We start from the raw sequence: 16,413 nt of genomic DNA on the forward strand, positions 1-16,413 counted from the left end.
CCCCAGAACGAGCAGCTTCCTTATTTCCCGGTTGCCCGTTTTCGTAATCCTGCCCAGCCGGACCTTTCCGCCGGACGAGTGCTGCCGCGGCACAAGTCCAAGCCAGGCCGCGAAGTGCCGCGCACTTTCGAAAGTGTCGATATCCGTGACAGATGCCACGATCAAGGACGCGGTCATCGGGCCGATGCCGGGTATTGTCAAAAGACGACGGGCATCTTCGTCCTGCCTGGCGTGCGCCTGGATTCGCCTTTCCAGGCATCCGATGCTTTCACTCAACTTTCCGTATTGTTCGAAGAGCAAAATGACGGTCTGCTTCATGACGTCGGGCAAATCGGGTGATGTCTCGATTTTCGCCAGAAGATCGGGCAGGCGACTGTTTCCCAACGGCACGATCAAGCCGAATTCCGCTGCAAGCGCGCGCAACGCATTGACCAGCATCGTCTGCTGTTTGACCAATAGTGTGCGCGTTGAGTGTAACGAGAGCAGGCTTTGCTGTTCTTCGTTTTTGATCGGGACGAAGCGCGTGTCGGGATGGAGTGCCGCAAGACAAATGGCTGCGGCGTCAACAGCGTCGTTTTTCTTGCCACGTTTGACGAACGGCTTGACCATGTCCGGCGGAATAAGTTTCACGTCATGACCCGCATCGCGGATGACGCGCGCCCAATGATGCGATGTGCCGCAAGCTTCGAGCACGACCTGACACCGCTCGAGTTTCCCGAAGAATGAGGCAACCTCACTGCGCCCGAGCTTTCGCTTGAGAAGACATTTTCCATTTGCATCTGTGCCGTGCGCCTGAAAAACGGACTTGGCGATATCCAGGCCGATCATGGTAATTTTCATCCGGGCGGTCTCCTCTGAATGGTCATTCCGACCCCAGCATGGCACATTGATGCCGCATGGAGGCCGTCCACCCCATCTTGAACCGGCTGGCCATGCCCTATCGCTGGTCGACGCGCGCCATCCTGCTCGACAAGACCGACGCCACGAAGGTGCTGACGAAGATCCGCCGTCAGTGGTTCGCAAAGCGCAAGAGTATTGCGGCCATTGTCCGGGAGGTGATGACCAACGAGGCATCCGTTCTGGTCGATAACGACGCCGCAAACAAGGCGGCGGATGCCGATCTCGCCCTGCAATCCCTCGGAGCAGACGATGTGGGGCAGGCCTATATCACGGCCACGGTCACGGTGTGGGATGGCAGTGCCAGCATCGCGGCGGAAAAACTTCGCCTCGTGGAAAAGATCATTCAGGGTCGCGATTTCACCTGCATGGCGGAAAGCCTCAACGCTGTGGAAGCCTGGCTGGGATCGTTGCCCGGTCATGTCTACGCCAATGTCCGCCAGCCCTGCGTCTCTACCCTGAACCTGGCGCATATGATTCCGCTTTCCGCCGTGTGGGCCGGGGCGGAGCAGGACGGGCATTTCAGGGCAGCACCGCTGTTTTACGGCAGGACGGCGGGTGCGACACCCTTCCGGTTTTCGCTTCATGTCGGCGATGTCGGGCACACACTGATCGCAGGACCGACCGGGGCAGGTAAATCCGTGCTGCTGGCGCTGATGGCGTTGCAGTTCCGCCGCTATGCGGGATCGCAGATTTTCGCCTTTGATTTTGGTGGTTCGATGCGGGCCGCGACGCTGGCGATGGGCGGTGACTGGCACGATCTCAGCGGTGGGCTGACAGACGCTGATCTGTCGGGAGAACAGGGTGGCAGTGTATCGCTCCAGCCGCTGGCGCGGATTGATGATCCGGATGAGCGAAAATGGGCCAGCGAATGGCTCGGCCAGATCCTTGTCGGAGAGGGGGTAACGCTGACCCCGGATGTGAAGTCTCACCTTTGGTCGGCCCTGAATTCCCTTGCATCGTCGCCTATTGGTGAACGGACGTTGTCCGGCCTGGTAGCACTCCTCCAGTCCAACGCCCTGAAGCAGGCGCTGGCACCCTATTGTCTGGGCGGTCCCTATGGCCGCCTGCTCGACGCGGACGCTGAGCGGCTGGGTGAGGCCGACGTCGTGGTGTTCGAAACGGAAGGGCTGATCGGCTCGGGCGCGGCATCATCCGTGCTGTCCTATCTGTTCCACCGGATCGAAGGCCGACTGGATGGCCGCCCGACGCTCCTGGTCATCGATGAGGGCTGGCTGGTGCTGGATGACGGCGATTTCGCGGGGCAACTCCGGGAGTGGCTGAAAACCCTGCGCAAGAAGAACGCCAGCGTCATCTTCGCCACTCAGTCGCTGTCCGACATCGCCAATTCCCGCATTGCCCCGGCGGTGGTGGAAAGCTGTCCGACGCGGATCTTCCTGCCAAATGAGCGGGCGATCGAGTCGCAGATCATGGCGCTTTATCGGGACTTCGGCCTGAACGACCGGCAGATCGCGATCATCGCGCGCGCGGCGTCGAAGCGGGAATATTACTGCCAGACCCAGCGGGGAAACCGCCTGTTCGAACTGGGGCTCGGTCCTGTTGCCCTGGCGCTGTGCGCGGCCTCCGGCAAGGACGATCACCGGTTGATCGACAGTGTGTTGTCGGAACACGGACGTGGTGGCTTTCTGCCTGCCTGGTTCGACGTGCGCGGCGTGTCATGGGCTGCGAACCTTCTGCGGGAAGGGGACGTGTCATGATGGAGAAACTTTTCCGCATCCGGGCAAAACTTTTCCGTCGCGCAAACCTGTTGGCATCCGTCATGGCCCTGGCTGTTGGTGCCGGCGTCAGTTCGGTGCAACCCGCCCACGCGCAATGGGCGGTCTATGATGGGGCTGCGCATGTCCAGACCGTGCTGATCGCAGCGCGCGAGCTTCAGCAGATTGATAACCAGATCACGTCTCTCGCCAATCAGGCGCAGATGCTGGTCAACCAGGCGAAGAACCTCGCCCTGCTGCCGTTGTCGACATTGTCGACACTGCAATCGACAATTTCCCAGACCACGGCACTGCTCGGGCAGGCGCAGAACATCGCTTATTCGGTGACCTCGGTCGAGCAGAAATACCAGCAGGCCTATACGTCGATCTCCTCCTCCATGTCGGACAGCGCCCTGTTCAGCCAGGCACAGACACGCTGGCAGAATTCCGTGGGCGGGTTTGAGGATGCCCTGAAACTTCAGGCGCGGGTGGTGGGAAATATCCCGAGCGACAGCTCGGCCATGACGCAACTGGTCTCGGCGAGCCAGAGTTCGGCCGGGGCTTTGCAGGCCGCACAGGCCGGAAACCAGCTGCTTGCGCTGCAATCCCGCCAGCTTTCGGACGTGGTCGCAGTCCTGTCCGCCAATGGCCGGGCCGCCGATCTGGAGCGGGCGCGGCAGGCGGCTGCCGAGGCGGAAAGTGCAGCACAGTACCAGCATTTTTCCCAATATAATGCCTATAGCCCGACCGCGATTTCCATGTTCGGCAGCAGCGGGAACTGACGGCCATGGCGACCAATGACGTGGGCGTTATCGATACATTCCTGAACACCTTTACCACCACTATCGATACCGGTTTCGGTTTGGTGAAGGGGAATGTGATCTCGCTGGCGGGTACTCTGTCGGTGCTGGATATTGCGCTGGCCGGGCTGTTCTGGGCCTGGGCGGCAGATGAGGACATCATCCAGCGTCTGGTGAAGAAGACGCTCTATATCGGGTTCTTCGCCTGGGTCATCAACGATTTCGATGCGCTCTCGAAGATCGTCTTCGACAGCTTTGCGGCCCTCGGTCTGAAGGTCGGCGGCGGCAGTCTGGCGCTTGGAGACTTCCTGCGGCCCGGCCGACTGGCCTCGACCGGATTTACGGCAGCGCAGCCGCTTCTGGACTCTGTCCACAATCTCCTTGGTCCGGTCGCCTTCTTTACGAATTTCATCCAGATCTTCGTGCTGTGCCTGTCTTGGCTGATTGTGCTCGCCGCGTTCTTCATTCTGGCCGTGCAGCTTTTTGTCGCGCTGATCGAGTTCAAGCTGACCACCCTGGCAGGGTTCGTGCTGATCCCGTTCGCCCTGTTCAACCGCACCGCCTTCCTCGCCGAGAAGGTGCTGGGCAATGTCGTATCGTCCGGTGTGAAGATCATGGTCCTGGCTGTGATCTCCGCTATCGCGTCTGTATTGTTCCAGAAGTTTACTACGTCTTATGGCGATGCTGTTCCCACGGTCGGGCAGGCGACATCGGTGGTATTGGCTTCGCTTGCGATTGTCGGCCTGTCCATTTTTGGCGGCAGCATCGCCAATGGGCTGATCTCCGGCGCTCCTCAGCTTGGCGCGGGAGCGGCTGTTGGCACCGGTATGGCCGTCGGCGCCATGGGCGCTGCGGCGGTGGCCGGTGTCGGGGCGGCTGCTTCCGGTGGGGCGGCGGCACTGGGCGCGACCGCTGCCGCCGCGCGCGGTGGAGCCGCGATCGCGGGTGCGGCCAACACGGCTTATTCCATGGGTGCCATGAATGCCGCTGGTGAAAGTGCCGGTGCCCGTATGGCAGCCGGGCTGGGCGGTGTCGCCCGGGCACCGGGCAGTGCTGCCGCAAATGCCGTAAAGAATAAAATGTCTTCCGCAGCGACCGCCATGAAGCAGAGTTACGGCGAGGGCGCACGAGGCGCTTTCACCGCGACGGGCGGACGTTTCACGGGTGGGTCATCGTCCGATGCTGGTGACGGGACGTCCGGCAGCCCGTCAGGTAATGGCGACACCGGCGGCAGTTCCGGCCCCAGCCCCGCAGGCACGCCACCCCGATGGGCGCGGAGCATGAAGCGCCGTAACGCCGCAGCCCATGCCGCTGAAGCCGCCCACGTCATCCGCTCCGCCGATGGCGGAGGCGGGTCTGCCTCCATCGATCTGTCGGAAAAGGAATGAGGACGATGTTCCGTCGCTCGACCACATGCTACGGGACCACGCCCGAGCCCGTGACACCGTATCAAAAGGCAGCGCAGGCGTGGGATGAACGGATCGGCTCTGCCCGCATCCAGGCCCGTAACTGGCGGCTCATGGCGTTCGGCTCCCTGTTTCTGTCCGCAGGTCTTGGCGTAGGGCTGGTCTGGCAATCCGCGCGCGGCACCATCACGCCGTGGGTCGTGCAGGTGGACCGGCTGGGGCAGGCGCAGGTCGTGGCCCCCGCGACAGCGGACTACATGCCCGCCGATCCGCAGATCGCCTGGTATCTGGCGCAGTTTATCAGTGATGTGCGGTCCCTGTCGTCCGATGCTGTCGTGGTCCGGCACAACTGGCTGCGTGCCTATGATTTCACCACCACGTCCGGTGCGCAGGCGCTTAACGATTATGCCCGCCTGAACGATCCGTTCTCGCGCATCGGGCACGAGCAGGTCGAGGTGGACATCGCCTCGGTGATCCGGGCTTCGCCCGGCAGCTTCCGTGTGGCCTGGACCGAGCGCCATTACCGCGACGGCGCGTTCACCGGCACCGAGCGCTGGACCGCTATCGTCTCGGTCGTTCTACGCACGCCGCGCGATGCGGATCATCTGCGGAAAAACCCCCTCGGAATCTACGTCTCCGCCATCAACTGGTCGAAGGAGCTTGGCCAATGATCCGTCGCGCTCTTCGTGTCCTGCCGCTGCTGGTTCTGCCTCTAGCCGGTTGCGCGAGCGGCTACCATCCGCCCGTCATCCGCTACGATGACGCTGTTCAGGCGACACGTCTGCCGGACCCACCGAAGCCGGTGCGGGTGGTGGAAGTCCCCAAACTGCTTCCCTTACCGGGACAGCTCAAGCCGTTGCCCTCACGACGTGCGGTCCATTCGGCCCCCGAAGTCGCCGATCCGACCGCGCGCGTGACGCAGGCCAATCTGGCGGCACGCATTCAGCCCACGCGAGCCGGGTTCATCAATGCGGTGCAGGTCTATCCTTATTCTCCCGGTGCCCTCTATCAGGTTTACACCTCGCCCGGCGAGATCACCGACATCATGCTCCAGCAGGGTGAAAAGCTGGTGGGCACTGGACCCGTGGCGGCAGGTGACACGGTGCGCTGGATCATCGGTGATACCGAGAGCGGGGCAGGAGCGACAAAGCGGATTCATATCCTGGTCAAACCAACGCGCCCAGATCTGACCACCAACCTGATCGTCAACACCGACCGGCGGACCTATCTCGCCGAACTGCGTTCCACCCCGGCGACGTATATGGCGTCGGTGTCGTGGGATTACCCCGAGGACAGCCTTATCGCTCTGCATCGGCAGGACAGTGCGGCTGATGATGCTAGCCCGGTGGACACGGGGCTGGACCTGAACACGCTGAATTTCCGCTATGCCATCCAGCCGGTGAAAGGGGGCACGCCGCCCTGGCTGCCCGGCCGGGCATTCGATGACGGCCACAAGGTCTATATCGCCTTTCCGGTCGGCATAGGGCAGGGGGAGTTGCCCCCGCTGTTCGTGCTGGGGGCCGATGGCGGCCCTGAACTGGTCAATTACCGGGTGCGGCAGAACTGGATGATCGTGGACCGGCTGTTTGCGGCCGCCGAACTGCGACTGGGCGACAAGCATTCCGAGCAAAGGGTGCGTATCGTACGCACCGATGGACGGCGGACATGACCGGGCAAGCACCGACAGTGGGAGAAAATCCAGCGGCTCCCGCCACAGGGGGAAATTCCGCATCATCACCGCCCGACCTGCGCCTGCGGGCGGAACGGCCGCGCGTGGTAAGGCTCAACCGCACCGTGGTCTGGGCGCTTGGCGGGGCAGGGATGCTCGCCATTGGTCTGGCTCTTGGCTACGCGCTGGAGAACAGCAGCCACAAAGCGCCACCGGCCGCCAGTCAGGACACGGATGTGCGTCCGTCTGCCGATGGGCTGGCGGGGCTGCCGTCCGATTATGTCGGCGGTGGCGTGCCAAAGCTCGGTCCAGCGCTGCCCGGTGACCTGGGACACACCATCCTGAAAGCACAGGGGCAGGGGAAAGTCGCATCCGGTGGGGAGGACCGCCGTGCCGCGCAGGAGGTCGAGGCCGCGATCGCCAGCCGGCTGTTCGTGCAGATGGGGGAACGTGACCGCGCCGGCGAACAGGCAGCGGCACCCGCGCCGGGCGTTCCCGCCTCGCAGGCATCAGCGGCCCCTGCGACCGACGCACAATCTGGCAACCGTGCCTTTCTGGCCGGCCAGCCGGACCGCATGACCGTCAGCCCCGATCGCATCATGCCGATTGCCTCGCCCTATATCCTTCAGGCGGGCACGGTGATCGCTGGCGCGCTGAACACAAAGATCAGCTCCGACCTACCGGGTCAGATTACCGGCCATGTCACCCAGAACGTCTATGACAGCCCGACCGGCCGCTATCTGCTGATCCCGCAGGGCAGCAGGCTGTTCGGGGCCTATAACAGCGGGATTTCCTTTGGGCAGCAGCGCACGCAGATTATCTGGACGCGGCTGGTTTTCCCGAACGGCGAGAGCCTGGTGTTGGAGAAGCTGCCGGGTGGCGACGCCATAGGTCAGTCTGGACTGGCTGACGAGGTGAACAATCACTGGGGGCAGTTGTTCAAGGCAGCTCTCGTCACGACCCTGCTCAGCGTGGGGTCAGAGGCGGGAACCAGCCAGAGCGAAAACAATCTGGCCCAGGCGATCCGCTCTGGCGCCAGCAACGGCTTCTCCATGGTCGGCAACCGGCTGATTGATCGAAGCCTGAACGTCCAGCCCACCCTGACCGACCGGCCGGGGCTGCCGTTCACCGTTCTGGTCGGGCACGACCTGTTACTCAAACCCTACCGGGATCAAGGACACATACGATGACGGACCTGAAAATCTGGGAGCTTCCCGATGAGAAACCGGTCAGAATGACCGTGGCGTTACCTCCCGATATCCATCGCGATCTGCTGGCCTATGCGGCACTTCTTTCCGGCAACGATGGGACAATGGATCCGGCCCGACTGGTCGCGCCTATGCTTCGTCAGTTCATGATGTCGGACAAGGGATTCGCCAGGGCGCGGAGAAAGAATAAAAGCGCGTCGTCGGGAAAATAGTTTTATGGCCTGTGGGCTTCGAGATAGCGGGCGAAGCTCCGGGCGCAGGGATTTTCATTGTCAGGTCGCCAGACGATTCCGAATTCCAGATGAGACGAACCGTTCGCGTCACGGATTTCCGTGATCGCGATATCATCGCCATGTTGATTGCGGATTAGCGGTAGCCACGAGGCCGGAAGCAGGGCGACGCCTTCCTTGTTCTGAACGAGTGCGACAACCCGATTGCTGCCGATATCATGGCGGCGGATTCTCGGGCGGATATTTGTCCCGTCAAGTTTTCGTCGGACAAGTTCCTCGAAATCCTGACCCGCGTTATCCCGTCCGATCAGGAATATATCGTGCCGCAGATCGGACCATGAGATTTCACGCTGGTTTGCCAGTGGATGACTGATCGGGAGCGCCGCGACGATGCGGTCGCTCCACAGAGGCGTGACCCGCAGGGCTGGCGTCAGATTGCGACGTGTGACGACCGCGAAATCGATCTGCCCGCGTTGGAGCCGGCGCAGCAGTCTCTTGCCTGTGCCCTCGGAATAGCGAAACACGATATCAGGATGTGTAGCGCGGAACTCCGCTGTGAAAGCCGAGAGCTTTCCGGGCAGGACGCAGGTCTGGATACCGATGGAGACATGGCCGTTCTCGCCCTTGCCCGTTCGCCGTGCGCGGGCGTTCATGCCGGCCACATTCTCCAGAATCGTCTGGCTCCAGCGGATGAATTCCTGGCCGAACGCAGTCGGTTCGGCACCGACCGGAGAGCGGGTGAACAGCCTGACATTCAGCCGCTCCTCGAGGTTGTGCAGGGAGCGGCTGACGGCCGATTGGCGGGTGTTCAGGAAACGCGCCGCGCCATGGATACTGCCGTGCTCGGCGATTGCCCGCACGCATAGGAGTTGCCACAGATCGAAGGGCGGGCGGCGCATGACCCGTCAGACCATCTTGCCACGGCATGGTTTCAAAACCGTATTGTCCGTTAATTGTATAAAACGAGCACAGATGGGCAGAATAAACATGGCAGTTTTATCCTGTGATTGGGTGTTATTACGTCTCCGAAAACATAGTTAAATAAAATTACGCTGATAAAACTCATCTTGCGGAGATATTAATGTCACCGTCCTGCTCAGAAATTTTCTTGATGTGATTTAGCATTCGTAGCCGTAAAATACCACTTACCCACCGGATGCATATCCAATAGGGAAGAAATAGCCGCTTTGTTTTTCTATCTGTGCATTCTATTCGCGTTTCTGTAGTTAGGAGGCACTCGCCTTTTGTAATTGACGTTACCATAATTGATACAAACACTTTATAGAAACCGGGCCGAGTAAAATGGATAAAATCAGAGGGGGATCGCATCACAGGAGATGTATTCGAAGAATCGAATGTGCCTAAAAGGCCGCGTATGATTTCTTTGGAGGGAATTTCGCGAAGGACGATAAAATCCTCAAAATCAAACATATTTGTTGCATCAGATGCTTTCAGACGTCGCGCCGGAAAGCGTAGCGAAAGGAAGAAACGGATAAGAGGGTCGTCCCGCAGCCTGAATGCCAAAGCGACTTTGAACAATGAGTTCTGATCGCTTCTGACCTTGATTGCATGTTGTTCTTTGAAATCATATTCAGGCGACACTTGATCGAGATCGGATGACGTTGTGAGAGTTTCGCCGCGCCGGATAAGAACATTCATGATGCGATCGGTAATATTCACGACTGCCAGCCTCCCCCAAGTGCGCGAAAGCATTCAACTGCGGCGCGATCCTCTTCTGCTCGCATGGATGCCAGTCGATCCTGCGCGTTCAATAAGGTGATGTTTGCTTGAAGGGCATCATTTAGAGCCAGAGTGCCCGCTGTATAGGACTGCCATGTGAGAGCCGCAGCATGGTGCAACGCTTCAACATTATGCATTTGCGATGCGATCGCTTGTCGTGTCTGGGAAAGATGAAAGAATGCATCTTCTACATCTTCTGCTGCGCGTAACATGGTGGCCTGATAGCTGGCGAGTGCCTCTGCGTAACTACCATGAGCACGGGAGACATCGCTGGATATTTTTCCAAAATCGAAAATGCGCCATCGTAATGCTCCTGTCGCAGTCGGCTGGAATCCAGGCGCCGTGAATAGCTGTTGCGGGCTCATACTTTCGAAACCCAGCGCGCCCTGAAGAGATATTTTTGGATAATAATTTGCCAGAGCCTCGCCGATGCGGGCGTTGCTTGCTGCCAGTCTTCTTTCCGAGGCGATAACATCGGGCCGACGCCGGAGAACTTCCAGAGGCTGCGCATTCGCGGATGGTGCGGGAACAGCGGGTAATTCAGCATAAATCCTGAGTTCTACAGCGTATGTTCCGGGTTGGGTTCCCATCAGGACATCAAGTCGGTTTGACTGCGTTTCCTCATCTTTTTCTATATCGATCATGTTCTGCCGGGCAGCCTCGACGACTACTGTAGCAGAGGACAATTCCCGGTCGTCGGCAACCTTTCGACTGCGACGCTGCCGGATAAGGTCCATCATCTTCTGGTTGGAGGTGAAAACATCCCTGGCTATGCGTAGCCGGGCCTGATCGCCCCGGATGCGGAGGTATGTATCGGCAGCCTCGGCCGCGAGGCTCAGTCTCGTACCATCACCTTCCGCCTCAGCTGCCTGAAACTCATCCCGTGCGGCTTCGTGTGCTCTTCTCAAACCGCCGGCGACGTCCAGCTCCCAACTTGCCACGCCACCAACGTTGTACTCGCGATAATCCCGATTGAAGTGTGGAATTTCCCGAACAATGTGGCCGATGAGTCCTTCTTCGGACAGTCTTGTCGCCGAAACCTGCGGGGAAAAATCGAGAGTTGGTAACATCTGTGCGGCTGCTGAGCGCGCGATTGCCAGTCCCTGAAGCACTCTCGCATAGGCTGCCTTCAGATCAAGATTCTGGGTAAGCACTCGGGACTCAATTTTATCGAGTTCCGGATCATGAAATGATTTCCACCAGGAAACCGCGTTCTCCGAGGAAGATGTCGAGAACGCTGTTTTGCTGACATTGTGGAACGGGATAAGCGACATTTGTGGTGTCCGATAGTTCGGACCGACAGCGCACGCCGTCAGGCATGACATCACTGCGGCGAATACCGACTGTCGAATAATGGCTGCAGCGGAGCGGCGTCTCGTTCCTGGGCAAATAAGGCAACGCGTTCCTTCCTTCAGGGTAGGGTTCTGAATCACCTTGGGAACCTCTGTTGTGAATTGGTGCAGCCGGATGGAGTGTATTGTATGACATGTTCCATAAACCGTCACTCATTGTCAACGTGAGTAGCTCAACGTATGAATTAAATGTTCCCTTTTTCGACGTGAGGTTCGGATGCAGTCAGCAGGCAAAGGTCAGAGAGGCCCGATAGATCATGAGCGGCGGGAGCAGATTCTCGATGCGGCCAATGAGCATTTCCGCCACTATGGATATAAGAAAACAACTGTCGCTGACCTTGCCAAGGCGATCGGTCTCTCGACGGCATATATCTACAAGTTCTTTGATTCCAAGCGGGCTATAGGCGAAGAGATCTGTCGCCAGTGTCACGAGCGGGTGATGGTGGACGTCAAGGATGTCGTGGGATCCGGCAAGCCAGCGTCGGAAAGGCTTCGCCTCATCTTTCTGACCCTTGCCCGTGACGGAATCGACCTTTTGTTCAATGACCGGAAAATGCACGACATTGTGCTCGCTGCTCTGGAAGAAGGCTGGTCGACGGCCGCCGACTTCGACGCGGAATTGTTGTCACACGTCAGATCGGTGATTGCCGATGGCAGGAACGCAGGAGAGTTTGAGCGCAAGACTCCACTAGAGGAAGCCTGCCGTGGAGTGGTCCTTGCACTCCAGCCTGTCAGACATCCTGTGCTTCTCGAGTTCAATCATAATACCCTTATCGAGGATGCCTCTCTCCTGGCCGGCCTGGTGCTGAGGAGTCTTTCAGCATAGAATCAACATGTGACGAATTGACAATACCATCACTCGCGACAAAGATAACTCCCACGATGTATCGAGGGAGAAATTTGGATGCCGCCAAGAAGACGGTTTTTCGGGAGGTGGCTGGGCATATTGCTCCTCATGCCCGTAGTTGGTTGCAATAGGCATACGCCGTCGGATCCGCGCACGGCTCCGCGTGCCGTCCTTGCGATTGTTCCCGGCAGTACGACCTCTTCGTCCCCGATATATCCCGCTGTCGTCGCAGCACGCGTGCAGCCCACGCTTGCCTTTCGTGTTGCGGGGAAAATAGTTTCCCGGAAGGTCGACGAGGGTCAGGTCGTACATCGCGGTGATGTACTGATGACCCTCGACAGAACCGATCTTGCACATGACGTGACCAGCCAGAGCGCCAATGCGGCATCGTTGCGTGCGGCCTGGGAGAATGCAGCGGCCGACGAACGTCGTTATCGGGGTCTGGATCAGACGGGCGCCGTGTCGAAGTCTTTCTACGATGGAATACGCAGTCGTGCCGAAAGTCTCCACGCACAACTGATGGCGGCGGACGCCAATCGCAGGATCGCGACTGACCGGGACGACTACACGGTTTTGAGGGCCGATCATGACGGTACGGTGCTTTCCGTTCTTGCCGAGTCCGGTAATGTTGTATCGGCAGGCCAACCGGTCTTGACCTTCGCATCAGCCGGTCCTCTGGAGGCGTCGGTTGATCTCCCCGAAGACATGAATCTTCCCATCGGCTCTTCAGCGATCGTTTCAGATGCAAAGAGCGATCAGATCATCACGCGCGCCGCGTCGCTTCGCCAGATCGCCGCTATTGAAGATACTGCAACGAGAACGGTGAACGCACGGTACATCATCCCGAATTCTCCGACGAACTTACGGATCGGACAGACGCTCACTGTTACGCTGACATCGTCACTGTCCGACGATATGGTCGTTCCTCTTTCTGCAGTTTTCGATATGGGAAGCGCACCGGGCGTATGGATCATCGAACCATCTAACAAGAAGGTCGCGTTTCACCCGGTGCCTCTCCGGCGTGTTGAAGGCGGCGCGGCTGTTATAATGCCCGATCAGAGAATGCGCGACCTGCGTGCTTCCGGCGAATTACAGGTGGTCGCTGCTGGTGTCCATGACCTCCATGCGGAGGAAGCTGTGACGATCGCGCCTGACCAGGCGCAGATGCAATGAAGGCGTTCAATCTCTCGGCATGGGCGGTTAGGGAACAGGCGATCACGCTGTTCCTGATCGTCGCGCTCGCCCTATCCGGCGCCTATGCTTTCTTTGCACTCGGCCGTGCAGAGGAACCAAGTTTTACCGTCAAGACGCTGACAGCCACTGTTCTATGGCCAGGCGCTACAGCAGAGGAGGTACAGGATCTGGTTGCCGATCCGCTGGAAAAGCGCTTGCAGGAGCTGACCTGGTATGACCGGGTGGAAACAATGGCACGCCCCGGCATGGCGGTCATGATGCTCACCCTCAAGGACAATACACCTCCATCTGCCGTGCCGGAGGAGTTCTATCAGGCGAGGAAGAAACTGGGGGACAGCGCGCATGTGCTTCCACGAGGTGCTATTGGCCCCTTCGTCAACGACGAATATTCCGACGTGGTCTTCACGGTTTATACCCTTGAAGGCAGGGATGTTCCGCTCTCCTTGGTGACCCGTGCTGCGGAGACCGTGAGAGAGAAGCTTCTGCATGTGCCAGGGGTCCAAAAAGTAGCGATTGTCGGGGAGCAGCCGGAGCGGCTGTATATCGATCTCTCACACTCGAAGCTGGCAGAACTCGGCCTGAGCGTAACGGACGTTATCCAGACGCTTCAGGAACGGAATGATGTCGTAGATGGGGGTTTTGTCGAAACCAGTGCCAGTCAGATTTATGTTCGTACGCGGCAACCACTGTCGCGACCGGACATTATCGGAAACACAACGATCAGTGTGGGTGGCCGGACTGTTCGACTGGGGGATATCGCGGCGGTCCACACAGGTTATGAGGAACCACCGGATTTTCTGACCCGTCATAACAACCAGTCCAGCCTGGTTCTCAATGTTGTCATGCGGCCTGGCTGGAATGGCCTGAAGCTCGGTGCTGCGCTGTCTCATGCTGAAGATGGGATCAACCGGAGCCTGCCGGTCGGGATTACGCTCACGCGGATCGTTAATCAGGCGCAAAATATTCACGCGGCCGTCGGCGAGTTCATGTTGAAATTCTTCGTGGCGTTGAGCGTCGTCATGTTGGTCAGCTTTATCAGCCTCGGCTTTCGTGTGGGTCTCGTTGTGGCAGCTGCCGTGCCTCTGACGCTGGCAATCGTCATGATCCTCATGCTTGTAACGGGGCGCGCGCTCGATCGGATCACGCTTGGCGCCTTAATCATCTCACTTGGACTTCTTGTCGATGACGCGATCATTGCTATTGAAATGATGGTCGTGAAGCTTGAAGAGGGCATGAACCGTATTGCAGCCGCGTCCTACGCATGGTCTCACACGGCGGCACCGATGCTCGCGGGAACACTCGTGACGATCATTGGTTTTACCCCCATCGGTTTTGCACAATCAGCCGCAGGTGAATACGCAGGAAACATCTTCTGGATCGTCGCGTTCGCTCTCATCACGTCATGGTTTGTCGCCATTATTTTTACGCCTTATCTGGGTGTCAAATTTCTGCCTGATCTCCGGGCAGCACATGCGCAGCCACCGTATCAATCCGCACGGTATGAGCGTTTCAGGCGGCTGGTCCGCAGCGTAATAACTCATAATAAGGCCGTCTGTGCAGGCGTGGTCTGCCTGTTCGTGCTGGCGTTTGTCGGTATGGGATTTGTGCGGCAGCAGTTTTTTCCCAGTTCGGATCGACCGGAGCTGCTGGCAGAAGTAATAATGCCGAAAGGAGCATCCATCGAAAGCACCGCCGAAGCAGCAAGGAAAGTCAGTGACTGGCTACAGAAGCAGCCTGAAACCCTCAGCGTCACAAGCTATATCGGTGGGGGCGCTCCCCGGTTCTTTCTGGCGTATAATCCGGAACTGCCTGATCCGGCATTTGCAAAAATCGTTATTATGACCGCAAACGCGAAGCAGAGAGACAGGCTGCGCGATAGCTTGCGCCAGGAAGTCGCGAAGGGCCTGGCGCCAGAGGCCAGGGTGCGTGCGACCGAGTTCGTCTTTGGTCCTTATACGCATTTTCCGATCATGTACCGCGTCATGGGGCCGGACGCCCAAACAGTAAGTCATATCGCTCAGCAGGTCAGCGATATTGTCCGGGCCGCCCCCGAGACGCGGCAGGTGAATACCGACTGGGGAGAAAAACAGCCATCCCTGCATTTCGTGATGAATCAGAGCAGGCTGGCGCAGTTGAGTCTCTCACCTGATACTGTCTCGCGTCAAACCCGATTTATGTTGCAGGGCATGAGCGCGGCCCAGGCCACCAAGGATATTCGGTCGGTTGATCTGATCGTGCGCTCCGACGGCCAGTCTCGTGCAGACCCGGCCCGGCTTCTCGATCAGGATATCATTTCCGGTGATGGCCGTCGTATCCCGCTGCGGCAGATCGGCATGCTGGAATATCGCAGCGAAGAGCCTTATGTGGACGGCTCTGTCTTGCAAGGGGGAAAATAGTGGTGTGACCGTGTCGTTTGCACCCATATGTCCGGCCTGTTGTTGCAGTGTTCAGACTGCTGGCCAAGATGGTTTCTGCGATGGAAGTTCCATTCAGTTCTGCGGTTTTTGAAAACCACGGGCTCTTGCGGAGTGTCTTCCATTCAGATCGAACGATCCCCCCATCTCCTCTTTGCAGGACTGCGGTATCGGCTCACACGATCACATTCCGTTTCTGTGCATCGTGTTGGCCAATTTCGTCAGGAAGCGGCAGCTGCTGCCATCGCGCCGGCCTCCACCGGTTTGCGATATGTCTCGCCGCTGGTCATCAGCTTCCATGCAATGCGTGCCATCCTGTTGGCCAGGGCTACAGCAGCGAGCTTCGCCTTCTTTCTGCCCAGAAGACTGACGAGCCACGGCGTGGCGAGGCGGCTCTGTTTGTTCTGCCGCACATGCCGAAGCACGGTTGTTGCTCCGACAACCAGGGTGCTTCTCAGGCGGCTGTCTCCGGCCCGGGTAATCCCGCCGTGTCTGACTTTGCCGCCGGACGAATGATCCCGAGGGGTGAGACCTATCCAGGCCGCGAAGTCCCGGCCTGAACGGAACAGATGCGGATCCGGAGCCTTCATGAGCAGCAGAGCCGCTCCCAGAGGACCGATGCCCGGAATTCCGGATAGCCTGCGGCTCACCTCCTGACTTCGATGCCATGTGGCAAGTTTTTCATCAAGCTCCCTGATATGCTCCATCAGGGCACCATACTCTTCTGCCATCTGTGCAAACATCTCGCGCGCCAGGGAGGGAAGGATATCCTCGGACGCAATCTGCCTGAGGAACGGCTCAACGCGGGAGAGACCAAGGGGAGCAGTCAATCCGAATTCGGCAGCATATCCCCGGATGGAGTTGGCCAGCTGCGTACGTCTGCCAACGAGCCGCTCCCGCATGCCGACAAGCATGAGGGCTGCCTGCTGCTCAACCGTCTT

Annotated in this window: 14 protein-coding genes and 1 pseudogene; 10 read left to right on the plus strand and 5 right to left on the minus strand. The window is 58.9% G+C overall.

What is annotated here, in order from left to right:
• On the minus strand, positions 1-840 hold an 840-nt coding region (locus GEU01_RS15310; RefSeq protein ID WP_019086757.1), incomplete at its 3' end, for an IS110 family RNA-guided transposase.
• 77 nt (positions 841-917) lie between these two features.
• Here GEU01_RS15310 and GEU01_RS22935 point away from each other — a divergent pair.
• The 7 genes and pseudogenes from GEU01_RS22935 to GEU01_RS15345 all read left to right on the plus strand — a co-directional run.
• Positions 918-2,615: pseudogene (locus GEU01_RS22935) on the plus strand (TraG/VirB4 family ATPase); the annotation flags it as partial.
• Positions 2,612-3,394, plus strand: coding sequence for a P-type conjugative transfer protein TrbJ (trbJ, locus tag GEU01_RS15320; RefSeq protein ID WP_019086759.1), 783 nt, complete (start codon positions 2,612-2,614; stop codon positions 3,392-3,394). The pseudogene GEU01_RS22935 and the gene trbJ, both read left to right, overlap by 4 nt.
• Before the next feature lie 5 nt (positions 3,395-3,399).
• Positions 3,400-4,800, plus strand: a complete 1,401-nt coding sequence (trbL, locus tag GEU01_RS15325; RefSeq protein WP_019086760.1) for a P-type conjugative transfer protein TrbL — start codon at positions 3,400-3,402, stop codon at positions 4,798-4,800.
• Between the two features lie 5 nt (positions 4,801-4,805).
• A complete protein-coding gene (gene trbF / locus GEU01_RS15330; RefSeq protein ID WP_019086761.1) occupies positions 4,806-5,489 on the plus strand; it encodes a conjugal transfer protein TrbF in 684 nt (227 codons plus the stop codon).
• Positions 5,486-6,487, plus strand: a complete 1,002-nt coding sequence (gene trbG, locus GEU01_RS15335) for a P-type conjugative transfer protein TrbG (protein ID WP_019086762.1) — start codon at positions 5,486-5,488, stop codon at positions 6,485-6,487. The genes trbF and trbG overlap by 4 nt, the downstream gene beginning before the upstream one ends.
• A complete protein-coding gene (locus GEU01_RS15340; protein WP_026018779.1) occupies positions 6,484-7,677 on the plus strand; it encodes a TrbI/VirB10 family protein in 1,194 nt (397 codons plus the stop codon). Before trbG ends, GEU01_RS15340 begins: the two co-directional genes overlap by 4 nt.
• Positions 7,674-7,907, plus strand: a complete 234-nt coding sequence (locus GEU01_RS15345) for a DUF2274 domain-containing protein (protein WP_019086764.1) — start codon at positions 7,674-7,676, stop codon at positions 7,905-7,907. Before GEU01_RS15340 ends, GEU01_RS15345 begins: the two co-directional genes overlap by 4 nt.
• A gap of 2 nt (positions 7,908-7,909) precedes the next feature.
• On the opposite strand, the gene GEU01_RS15350 is transcribed toward GEU01_RS15345, so the two are convergent.
• The 3 genes from GEU01_RS15350 to GEU01_RS15355 form a co-directional block, all read right to left on the minus strand.
• On the minus strand, positions 7,910-8,824 hold the full coding sequence (locus GEU01_RS15350; protein ID WP_019086765.1) for a LysR family transcriptional regulator: 915 nt from the start codon (positions 8,822-8,824) through the stop codon (positions 7,910-7,912).
• A gap of 163 nt (positions 8,825-8,987) precedes the next feature.
• Positions 8,988-9,605: a hypothetical protein gene (locus tag GEU01_RS25810; protein ID WP_157212865.1), complete on the minus strand. Its 618-nt coding sequence runs from the start codon at positions 9,603-9,605 to the stop codon at positions 8,988-8,990.
• The gene (locus GEU01_RS15355; RefSeq protein ID WP_373321377.1) at positions 9,602-11,098 is read right to left on the minus strand and encodes an efflux transporter outer membrane subunit; all 1,497 of its coding nucleotides are present in this window, start codon (positions 11,096-11,098) and stop codon (positions 9,602-9,604) included. The genes GEU01_RS25810 and GEU01_RS15355 overlap by 4 nt, the downstream gene beginning before the upstream one ends.
• A gap of 136 nt (positions 11,099-11,234) precedes the next feature.
• On the opposite strand from GEU01_RS15355, the gene GEU01_RS15360 reads away from it, so the two are divergent.
• The 3 genes from GEU01_RS15360 to GEU01_RS15370 all read left to right on the plus strand — a co-directional run bounded on the left by GEU01_RS15360 (position 11,235) and on the right by GEU01_RS15370 (position 15,454).
• Positions 11,235-11,843: a TetR/AcrR family transcriptional regulator gene (locus GEU01_RS15360; protein ID WP_019086767.1), complete on the plus strand. Its 609-nt coding sequence runs from the start codon at positions 11,235-11,237 to the stop codon at positions 11,841-11,843.
• Between the two features lie 198 nt (positions 11,844-12,041).
• Positions 12,042-13,037 (plus strand): efflux RND transporter periplasmic adaptor subunit, encoded by a 996-nt coding sequence (locus tag GEU01_RS15365; RefSeq protein WP_049976632.1) that lies wholly within the window; start codon positions 12,042-12,044, stop codon positions 13,035-13,037.
• Positions 13,034-15,454 carry an efflux RND transporter permease subunit gene (locus GEU01_RS15370; protein WP_019086769.1) on the plus strand — a complete coding sequence of 807 codons (2,421 nt, stop codon included), beginning with the start codon at positions 13,034-13,036 and terminating at the stop codon, positions 15,452-15,454. Before GEU01_RS15365 ends, GEU01_RS15370 begins: the two co-directional genes overlap by 4 nt.
• 239 nt (positions 15,455-15,693) lie before the next feature.
• Here the strand turns inward: GEU01_RS15370 and GEU01_RS22940 are convergent.
• The coding region (locus tag GEU01_RS22940; protein ID WP_019085167.1) for an IS110 family RNA-guided transposase at positions 15,694-16,413 on the minus strand (720 nt) is incomplete at its 5' end.

Source organism: Komagataeibacter europaeus LMG 18890 (assembly GCF_000285295.1).
Lineage (GTDB): Bacteria > Pseudomonadota > Alphaproteobacteria > Acetobacterales > Acetobacteraceae > Komagataeibacter > Komagataeibacter europaeus.

Coding starts and splice junctions, on each gene's coding strand:
- GEU01_RS15345 (WP_019086764.1), top strand. CDS start 7,674: ATGACGGACCTGAAAATCTGGGAGCTTCCCGATGAGAAACCGGTCAGA.
- GEU01_RS15340 (WP_026018779.1), top strand. CDS start 6,484: ATGACCGGGCAAGCACCGACAGTGGGAGAAAATCCAGCGGCTCCCGCC.
- trbL (WP_019086760.1), top strand. CDS start 3,400: ATGGCGACCAATGACGTGGGCGTTATCGATACATTCCTGAACACCTTT.
- trbF (WP_019086761.1), top strand. CDS start 4,806: ATGTTCCGTCGCTCGACCACATGCTACGGGACCACGCCCGAGCCCGTG.
- GEU01_RS15350 (WP_019086765.1), bottom strand. CDS start 8,824: ATGCGCCGCCCGCCCTTCGATCTGTGGCAACTCCTATGCGTGCGGGCA.
- GEU01_RS15360 (WP_019086767.1), top strand. CDS start 11,235: ATGCAGTCAGCAGGCAAAGGTCAGAGAGGCCCGATAGATCATGAGCGG.
- trbJ (WP_019086759.1), top strand. CDS start 2,612: ATGATGGAGAAACTTTTCCGCATCCGGGCAAAACTTTTCCGTCGCGCA.
- trbG (WP_019086762.1), top strand. CDS start 5,486: ATGATCCGTCGCGCTCTTCGTGTCCTGCCGCTGCTGGTTCTGCCTCTA.
- GEU01_RS15370 (WP_019086769.1), top strand. CDS start 13,034: ATGAAGGCGTTCAATCTCTCGGCATGGGCGGTTAGGGAACAGGCGATC.